8 protein-coding genes and 1 pseudogene are annotated in these 8,049 nt (G+C 59.4%); 2 read left to right on the top strand and 7 right to left on the bottom strand.

The genetic code is table 11. The annotated features are described in order from the left end of the window. Positions 1-156, top strand: a 156-nt coding sequence (locus RBI05_RS17840) for an IS3 family transposase (protein WP_310550946.1), incomplete at its 5' end; no start/stop codon positions are given. A gap of 221 nt (positions 157-377) precedes the next feature. Here RBI05_RS17840 and cymR read toward each other — a convergent pair. Further along, positions 378-797, bottom strand: coding sequence for a cysteine metabolism transcriptional regulator CymR (gene cymR, locus RBI05_RS17835; RefSeq protein WP_150456995.1), 420 nt, complete (start codon positions 795-797; stop codon positions 378-380). A gap of 199 nt (positions 798-996) precedes the next feature. On the opposite strand from cymR, the gene mnmA reads away from it, so the two are divergent. Continuing rightward, a complete protein-coding gene (mnmA, locus tag RBI05_RS17830; RefSeq protein ID WP_310552032.1) occupies positions 997-2,115 on the top strand; it encodes a tRNA 2-thiouridine(34) synthase MnmA in 1,119 nt (372 codons plus the stop codon). A gap of 162 nt (positions 2,116-2,277) precedes the next feature. Here mnmA and RBI05_RS17825 read toward each other — a convergent pair. From RBI05_RS17825 to RBI05_RS17800, 6 genes and pseudogenes are all read right to left on the bottom strand, one after another. After that, a pseudogene (locus RBI05_RS17825) lies at positions 2,278-2,945 on the bottom strand (aminoglycoside 6-adenylyltransferase). Between the two features lie 9 nt (positions 2,946-2,954). Then, entirely contained in the window at positions 2,955-3,317 is a 363-nt protein-coding gene (gene crcB / locus RBI05_RS17820; RefSeq protein WP_150456997.1) for a fluoride efflux transporter CrcB, read from the bottom strand. After that, a complete protein-coding gene (gene crcB, locus RBI05_RS17815) occupies positions 3,314-3,709 on the bottom strand; it encodes a fluoride efflux transporter CrcB (RefSeq protein ID WP_310552031.1) in 396 nt (131 codons plus the stop codon). Before crcB (RBI05_RS17815) ends, crcB (RBI05_RS17820) begins: the two co-directional genes overlap by 4 nt. Positions 3,710-3,738: 29 nt before the next feature. Further along, positions 3,739-5,073 (bottom strand): replication-associated recombination protein A, encoded by a 1,335-nt coding sequence (locus tag RBI05_RS17810; RefSeq protein ID WP_310552030.1) that lies wholly within the window; start codon positions 5,071-5,073, stop codon positions 3,739-3,741. Positions 5,074-5,222: 149 nt separating this feature from the next. Beyond that, positions 5,223-5,513, bottom strand: a complete 291-nt coding sequence (locus RBI05_RS17805; RefSeq protein WP_150456999.1) for a CD3324 family protein — start codon at positions 5,511-5,513, stop codon at positions 5,223-5,225. A 369-nt stretch (positions 5,514-5,882) separates the two neighbouring features. Continuing rightward, a complete protein-coding gene (locus RBI05_RS17800) occupies positions 5,883-7,988 on the bottom strand; it encodes a methyl-accepting chemotaxis protein (protein ID WP_310552029.1) in 2,106 nt (701 codons plus the stop codon). Between the last annotated feature and the right edge of the window lie 61 nt (positions 7,989-8,049).

Here is an 8,049-nt window from a genome sequence, read left to right as displayed (position 1 = left end):
CTCAAAACGGAAGGACTCTATCCTTATGATATCCGAAAAATGGCTGAGGCACAAAGAAGAATCGAGAAATACATACGGTTTTACAACCGAAGACGACCACAGCGTAAATTAAACAAACTGACGCCAGTAGAGTACCGACGCCAGCTTGCAACCTAGGTGTTTTTTTCAATGTCCACTAAATGGGGTCTTGACCACCAAAAATATAAAGTCATCTTTTTTTCTGCATTTTTGTTGTTATTTATCCCCTTGTTACTTTCTTTTAATTAGCTAGGCGAAGACACTCTAGAATGTAGATAAGAAAAAAGCGAGCAGCCATTCTCCTGTCAGTGGAGAATGGCTGCTCGCTTGCGTTGAACAGAACCCCTATCGAAGCGGGGTTAAATATAAAACATATAATTATCCACCTGCTCCTCTTCCTTGAAGGAGATCAAGTCCAGCAGCGTGGTAGAATCTAGCACGTCGGCGATGCTGTCCCGGATGCGCAGCCAGAGGTCGCGTTTGGCCGGGTCGTCTTCTTCCGTGAAGTCCACGGGCGAGATCGGGCCTTCCAGGACGCGGATAATGTCGCCGGCCGTGATCTGCGCGGCTTCGCGGGACAGGATATAACCGCCGTAGGCGCCCCGGATGCTCTTGACGAGTCCGGCGTTGCGCAGCGGTGCGATGAGCTGCTCCAGATAATGCTCGGAGAGCCCGTTCTTCTCGGCGATGCTCTTCAAGGAAGTCGGGCCTTCGCCGAATTTCAGGGCCAGCTCCATCATGATGGTCAGGCCATATCGTCCTTTAGTTGAAATCTTCAAAGGAACACCTCTTTCAAAATAGTGGCTGAGTATAGTATAATGGATTGTTCTTGAAGGCAATGTCGTATTTCAATCTATTCCGATATATACTCTCTGTTTATGTTATCATATCCCGGACAACAGGGGGAAAGCAAGTCGCAACTTTCGGACCGTTTGTATTCCACAGGCGGACACAAATTTAGATAAAGATGGTGATACTGTGGCAAAGGCAATCGCGGACACACGGGTGGTCGTCGGCATGTCGGGAGGCGTGGATTCTTCCGTAACGGCGCTGCTGCTGAAGCAGCAGGGCTACGACGTCATCGGTATTTTCATGAAGAACTGGGACGACACCGACGAGTTCGGCGTCTGTACCGCAGAGACGGACGCCGAAGACGTCCGCCGCGTCTGCGAGCAGGTCGGCATCCCTTACTATACCGTCAATTTCGAGAAAGAATACTTCGACAAGGTGTTCACGTATTTCTTGGATGAGTATAAGGCCGGACGGACGCCGAATCCGGACGTCATGTGCAACCGGGAGATCAAATTCGGCGAATTCCTGAACCGGGCGCTCCAGCTCGGCGCCGATTATGTGGCGACCGGCCATTACGCCCGGGTCGTGGAAAAAGACGGCGTCTTCCGGCTGCTTCGCGGCGTGGACGCCAACAAGGATCAGACGTATTTCCTGAATGCCCTTAATCAGGACCAGCTCTCCAAGGCCATGTTCCCGATCGGGCATCTGCCCAAGCCGGAAGTCCGCCGGATTGCGGAAGAAGCCGGTCTCTATACCGCCAAGAAGAAAGACAGCACCGGCGTCTGCTTCATCGGCGAGCGCAACTTCCGCGAGTTTCTGAGCCACTATCTGCCTGCGAAGGGCGGAGAGATGGTAGACATCGCGACCGGCGAAGTCAAGGGCCGGCATGACGGGCTCATGTATTACACGCTCGGCCAGCGGCAGGGCCTCGGCATCGGCGGATCGGGAACGGGCGAACCATGGTTCGTGGCCGACAAGGATCTGGAGCGCAACATTCTGTACGTGGTGCAGGGAGACAAGCATCCCAGCCTCTACTCCACCGGCCTCGTTGCTTCGGGCGTAGCCTGGACTTCCGGCCGGGACCTGCTGGCGGACGGCCCTCTGCGCTGCACGGCCAAATTCCGCTACCGGCAGCCCGATCAGGGCGTAACTTTAAGCCGGCGGACGGACGGAACGGTTCAGGTGGATTTTGACGTACAGCAGAAAGCCATTACGCCCGGCCAGGCCGTCGTCTTCTACCAGGGCGAAGAATGCCTGGGCGGAGGCACGATTGAATCGGCGGACAAGCTGGTTCCGCTGACGTAAGCCCACATTCCGGCAGGCCCGTCAGGTGTCCGGAGAAGCGTCGGCTGCATGGGCAATCCGCGGCGGACTGCCATGCAGCCGCCCTCAACCAACAAGGCCCCTGTGGTCCGAGCGTTTCGCTCGGGCCACAGGGGCCTTGTTTTGTCAACTTGCAGCGGGAGATTACCCTTTCCCCTCATACATCTGCTCCAGATAAGCCGTCACGCTTACATCCTCTTCCAACGGATACCGAAAGCCCAGTCCTTCGGCCACCTCCTGCCCGGTCCGGCGGAACAATTCTCCGGCGGTCAGCAGCGCTCTCCAGATGGCTTCCTCCTTCGCTTCAGGATAAGTCTCCAGCAGCCGGTTCCAGTCTTCCGCAGGTGTATAGCGGTCAAGGTACTTGCCGTTCTTGCCGGTGCTGACCGAGAACCCTTCCCGGATTCCGGCCCGCCATTCCAGCATGCGGATAAGCATTGGCCGGACATACAGATCAGATGGTCCAGCGCATAGAGCAGTTCTCTGCGCCGGAGTCCCTTCGCGATATAGGTGGAGACCCAGCGAAATTCGTTGCAGCAGTCCCGGAATTCAGCTTCGCCCGGCTCCTTGATCCAGTAGAGAGAGTCGCCGGGAGCAGGAAGCTCCTGCAGCAGGCTGTCCTTGTCCAGCAAGACAACCGCAAGTGTATCGCCGTCATTCCAGCGGGCGGCCTCGGCAGCCGGACACAGCGTCAGGTCAATCCGGTTGCCGTCGGCCAGCTGCATGAGATAGGCATATCGGGTCCGCTTCGCCTCTGAGGGAGCAAGCGCCGATTCGTCGGGTTGCTCTGCACGCTCTGACTTCCCATACACGCTCTTCGCTTACAGCGTCCTTCCCGTCTTCAGCCCGAGCCACGCTCCGAGCAGACCGACCGCCAGCGACAGAAGCGCGTAAGCCGCCGCCCGGCCATAGCGTCCGTTCTCCAGCAGGGTCACCGTTTCGTAGCCAAAGGTGGAGAACGTGGTGAAGCCGCCGCAGAAGCCGGTTCCGGCCGTCAGATACCAGCCGCGGGGGATCAGATCGCCCGCCCCGGCCAGAACGCCCAGGATGAAGGAACCCAGGATGTTAATGAACAGCGTTCCCCACGGAAAAGCGTTGCCGAATCGCCGGCCGATCCAGCCCCCGAGCCCATAGCGGCAGGCGGCTCCGATGACTCCGCCGATGCCGATGCCAAAGAGGTTCATCCGGCCGCCCTCCCGGCTCGCATCGTCCGCTTGCCCAGCCAGACGCCGGCGGCTGAGAGCGCAATTCCGCCGGCAAGGCTCAGCAGCATATAGAGCAGGGCCGTTCCTGCCTCTCCGCCTTCGAGCAGCTTGACGGAATCAACCGTGAAGGCCGAGAAGGTGGTGAACGTTCCGGTAAAGCCCGTTCCGATCATCAGCCGCACTCTGGCGGGAATCCGGCCGGACTTCGGCGACACCGCAAAGAACCAGCCCAGGAAGAGGCAGCCGATCCAATTAATCAGCAGAACGGGCAGCGGCAGGCCGCCTGTCCCCGCCGGCACAGCCAGCGTCAATCCGTAGCGGCAGAGCGCTCCGGGGAACGCGCCAAGCGCCAGATACAGCAAATTGCGCACCTTATATTCCTTCTTTCCGAATTATCCGCCTATTCTCCGCTCTCCGGCGGACGTCCCCGCCGCAGCGCCTGATTATGGCGGATCTTCGCTTCGTTGCCCTGCTCGCTCGCCTGGTAGAAGACCCGGCGGGCGATGGCCTTGGGCAGGTACTCCTGCTTCACGTAGTGGCCCGGATAATCATGCGGATATTTGTAGCCGCCATGACCGAGCGCCGAAGCCCCCTTGTAATGGGTATCGCGCAGATGCATCGGGACCTCCGCCGATTTCAGTTCCCCGATGGCGTCCGTCGCCCGGGCAATGGCGGTGTACACCGCATTGGACTTCGGGCTCTCGACGGCGAACAGAATCGCCTGGGCAATGTTCAGCTTCGCCTCCGGCCAGCCGTTGTTCCGGTAGGCATCCAGGGCGCTGGTCGCCTGGATCATCGCCTGGGGGTTCGCCAGGCCGATGTCCTCGCTCGCCGCCGCAATCAGCCGGCGGAGGAACACGAGGGGGTCCATGCCGAGCTTCTCGACGGCATAGAGGAACCAGAAGAGCGCGGCGTCGCTGGAGCCGCGAATGCTTTTGTGAAAAGCGCTCAGCACATCGTACTGCGTGGACTCGTCCGCCTTGACCGTCGGCCGCCGGATCGATTCTTCGGCCACCTCAAGCGTGATATGCACGCTCCCGCCTTCCTCCGGCGAGGTCGTCAGCGCCGCCAGTTCCAGCGCGTTCAGCGCGCGCCGGATGTCGCCGTTCGCCATGGTTGCGATATGGTCCAGCGCCTCTTCCTCCACCTGAAGGTCCATGAAGCCAAGCCCGCGCTCCTTGTCGGCCAGCGCCCGCTTCATGGCGATCAGGCTGTGTGCCTTGGTCAGCGATTCCAGCTGGAAGAGCGTCGAGCGGCTCATGAGGGCGCCGTTGACATAATGGAAGGGATTCTCCGTCGTTGCTCCGATGAAGATGATCGTTCCCTTCTCCACCGCCGGCAGCAGCGCATCCTGGCGCGAGCTGTTGAACCGGTGCACCTCGTCCAGAAACAGGATGGTCTTCGTGCCGTACAACGAGCGGTTCGTCTGGGCCCGGTCGATTACCTCGCGTACGTCCTTGACGGAGGCCTCGACGGCGTTCAGCCGCACAAAATCGCCCCGGGTCTGGTTGGATATAATATGGGCCAGCGTCGTTTTGCCGCAGCCCGGCGGCCCGTACAGCAGAATCGACGAGACCTGATCCGCTTCGATGGCCCGCCGCAGCAGCTTGCCGGGGCCTACAATATGCTCTTGTCCGATATATTCATCCAGAGTTCGCGGCCGCATCCGGTCCGCGAGCAGGCGGCCGTCGCCGGCTCCTTCCCCGGTTCCATCGTTGAATGAGAATAAATCCATGCGTTCACTTCCTCAAACGGGTATAGTCTGGTTCAGCCGCTCTTTCTATCATACCATACCCGGAGGAAGGTTCTGCGAAAAAGAGCATCACTTCTCCCGCGCGGTAAGACCCGCGTCGAAAGAAGTCATGCTCTTGCCTTGCTCTTCTGTCAGGACCGGCCGCCTGCGGCGAGGGCCCGCATTTTGGAGACAATCTTCCGGATGCTCTCTTCCGACAGATGATAACGCCGGCACAGCTCCGGCACGGGAGAACCACTCCGGTACATTCCGTAGATCTCTTCATTCCGGCGCGCAATCATGCCCCGGGAGCCGCATTTCTCGCCCCAGCCGACGCGCTGTTCGCTCTTCTTGGGGATGTAGAGCAGTTCACCCTGAATATAATCCTGCAGCTCCTCCAGCAGGCCAGGGGGAAGCACATCCCGCCCGTTCACATAACTCAAACCTGATTTCCTCCTCTAACAGGTGCATGCCCAAGGGTCCGAGTGTCTTACAGACCAGAATATCCATCGCCACCTGCCTCCTTTCCGTTCGCTGATTGGTTATATTATACAGAGCAGGCCTGCGCCGCGTCCACCTCAGAACGGCGCGTCAGCATGCCCTTGTCTTTTAAGCAAAAAGGGAGCCTCTCGGCCCCCTCATCTTACGGATTTCCGCCTGTTAGACGGAAATCACCTCGTTCACTGAAATCATTGCCCTTCAGCCTCCTTTCCGCTGGTTATCGTCCGGCCGGACACTTTATATTAAGCCATAACCCGCGGAGAGACTCCAGCCCAAAAACAGTTATAATCAATCGCTACCGCCCTTTCGGATCAGCGGATGGCCGAATCCGACAGCACGCCGGACAGATTCTCGAGCTGCTTCGACATCCGTTCCATCTCCGAACCGGCCGCCATCTGTTCCCGGCCGACGGCCGCCATCTCTTCGGACATGGCTACCGTCTCCTGCGTAACCATGGCGATATTCGCAGCCGCTGCGCCCAGTATGGATTGGGAGTTCTGGAGCTGCTCCATGGAAGCTGTAACCTGCTCCAGCCCGTTCAGGAACACGTTCATCGTATCCCGGACTCCATTCAGAATATGATTCGTCGCCTGGACGGCGTCTTTCTGGGATTCATACAGGGGCATCGCTTCTTCCACCAGCCCGGCGGCCTCATCGGCTTCCCCGGTAATCTGCTGCATGAGAACCCGGATATGGCCGAGGTTCGTCCTGGACAGATCGGCCAAGCTTCTGATTTCGCCGGCAATCACCGCAAAGCCTTTTCCCGCAGCGCCCGCGCTGGCCGCCTCAATCGAAGCGTTAAGCGAGAGGATATTGGTCTTGTTCGCCATATCCTGAAGCAGCTGAAGCATCTGACGGATCGACAGTACGCTGTCTCTCAGCGACCAGACCTTCTGCCGGACCTGGGCGGACATCGTCTCCGCGCCGACCGTCTTCTCCGTCAGCACCTGCATATAATCCGTTCCCTGAATCACGGCGTGGTCCAGTTCCCTGGCCCTTGCGGCCATCTCGCCGCTCCGGCCGGCCATCTCCTCCAGTCGGGCCGACAAGTCGCCGACCAGGCCGTTCATCTGCTCCGCATCGCCGCCGAGCCGTTCGCAGCCGCGGACGATGTTCTCCGTTGCGGCTGCGATACTCTCTGCCCCGACGCGGGAACTGCGGGCCGAACCGGTCAGCTTCCCCGAGGTTCGTCTCATCTCTTCAGACGAGCGCTGTGTCTGCTCCGCGAAGCGGGACAAATGATCCATCATGGCGTTGAAGCTGCCGCCCAGCGCGCCGATCTCATCCTTGCGGTCGAAATCCGTCCGGAGGCTCAGGTCGCCTTCCGCACCTCGGCGGAACAGCTCTGTCAGCTGCTTCAGCGGCCGGCCCAGGCTCTGGCGGATCAGCAGTCCGAGTACGATTCCCGACAGGAGAAGCCCGCCGGCCGATACCCAGGCAAAGGCCTGAACAATGGTATCCAGCGGCCGAAGCAGCGTCTGACGGGGAATGCTTCCGATGAGGAACCAGCCGGAGAGCGGCATATATTCATACAGGAACAGCGACTTCTCACCGCCCACCCCCTTGCCGTCATAGCTGCCGGCCTTCTGGCCTTCCGCTTCGGGTACGGCCGGAAGCGAAGGTGCGTAGTGTTCTCCGGCGAGCGCAGCATCGGCATCATAGACAAGGGTTCCGTCTGCTGAAACTACTTGAATGGCTCCGCCTTTGCCAAAAGACAGACCGTCCATAACGGACCGGATAGTATCCAGGGGAACCTCTATCAAGGCGTAGCCAATCGTTCGGCCGGTAATCGGATTATTGAGTACCCGGCCTATGGCAATTTGAGAGGCCTCGGCCGCTTTGCTGACAAAGCCTTCTGCGCGCGGAGGAAGCACCCGCGTTACTCCGGGTTTCTGTCCGGCAAGGTCCGCCAGCCAGCCCAGCTCCCGCTTCTCCGCCGGATTGTCGCCGCTGACTCCCGGCTGGATCATCTCCGTACTGACCGTGGAGACGGTCTTCGCCAAGTCGGCGGAGAACAGGGTAATGGAGCCGATGCTCCGGTTGGAGGAGGCATAGGAACCGATCAGTTCGGTCAGTTCAGAGGCGGCCTGCTCCCGTTCGTAAGCACCGGTTCCGGGCGAGGACAGGGCATTCAGCCGGTTGACCAGCTCCTGGTCGGATTGCAGCCGGGCCCCGACCTCCGTCATCTGCCCCAGCAGCATGTCCAGCTGGGCGCGGGACTGGCTGATCGTCTGGCCGGCATTCTGATGGACGAGATTCTCTACAATCCGGCTTGTGCGCGTGTAGACGACAGCCGACAGCAGAGATACTGTCAGGAGCACAACGGCAAGCACAGACAGCGTGAGTCTGGCTTGGAGCGAATGAAGCAGGCGGGTTACAGCGGACAATGGTCGTTTGGCGTTTAGCGGTGTATTCATGATGGTCGTTAACCCCTCTTATTTCGGGTAGAAGCCTATGCCTCGATTATAGAAGGGGGGC

It is taken from the genome of Paenibacillus glufosinatiresistens, assembly GCF_031470375.1.
In the GTDB taxonomy this organism is placed as follows: Bacteria; Bacillota; Bacilli; order Paenibacillales; family Paenibacillaceae; genus Paenibacillus_AQ; species Paenibacillus_AQ glufosinatiresistens.
The sequence above is the reverse complement of the archived record's forward strand: the minus strand, read 5'-3'. Positions and strand labels throughout refer to the sequence as shown.

Excerpts from the sequence above, each read along its gene's own strand:
- crcB (WP_150456997.1), bottom strand. The coding sequence starts at position 3,317 with ATGAACCTCTTTGGCATCGGCATCGGCGGAGTCATCGGAGCCGCCTGC.
- RBI05_RS17810 (WP_310552030.1), bottom strand. The coding sequence starts at position 5,073 with ATGGATTTATTCTCATTCAACGATGGAACCGGGGAAGGAGCCGGCGAC.
- RBI05_RS17800 (WP_310552029.1), bottom strand. The coding sequence starts at position 7,988 with ATGAATACACCGCTAAACGCCAAACGACCATTGTCCGCTGTAACCCGC.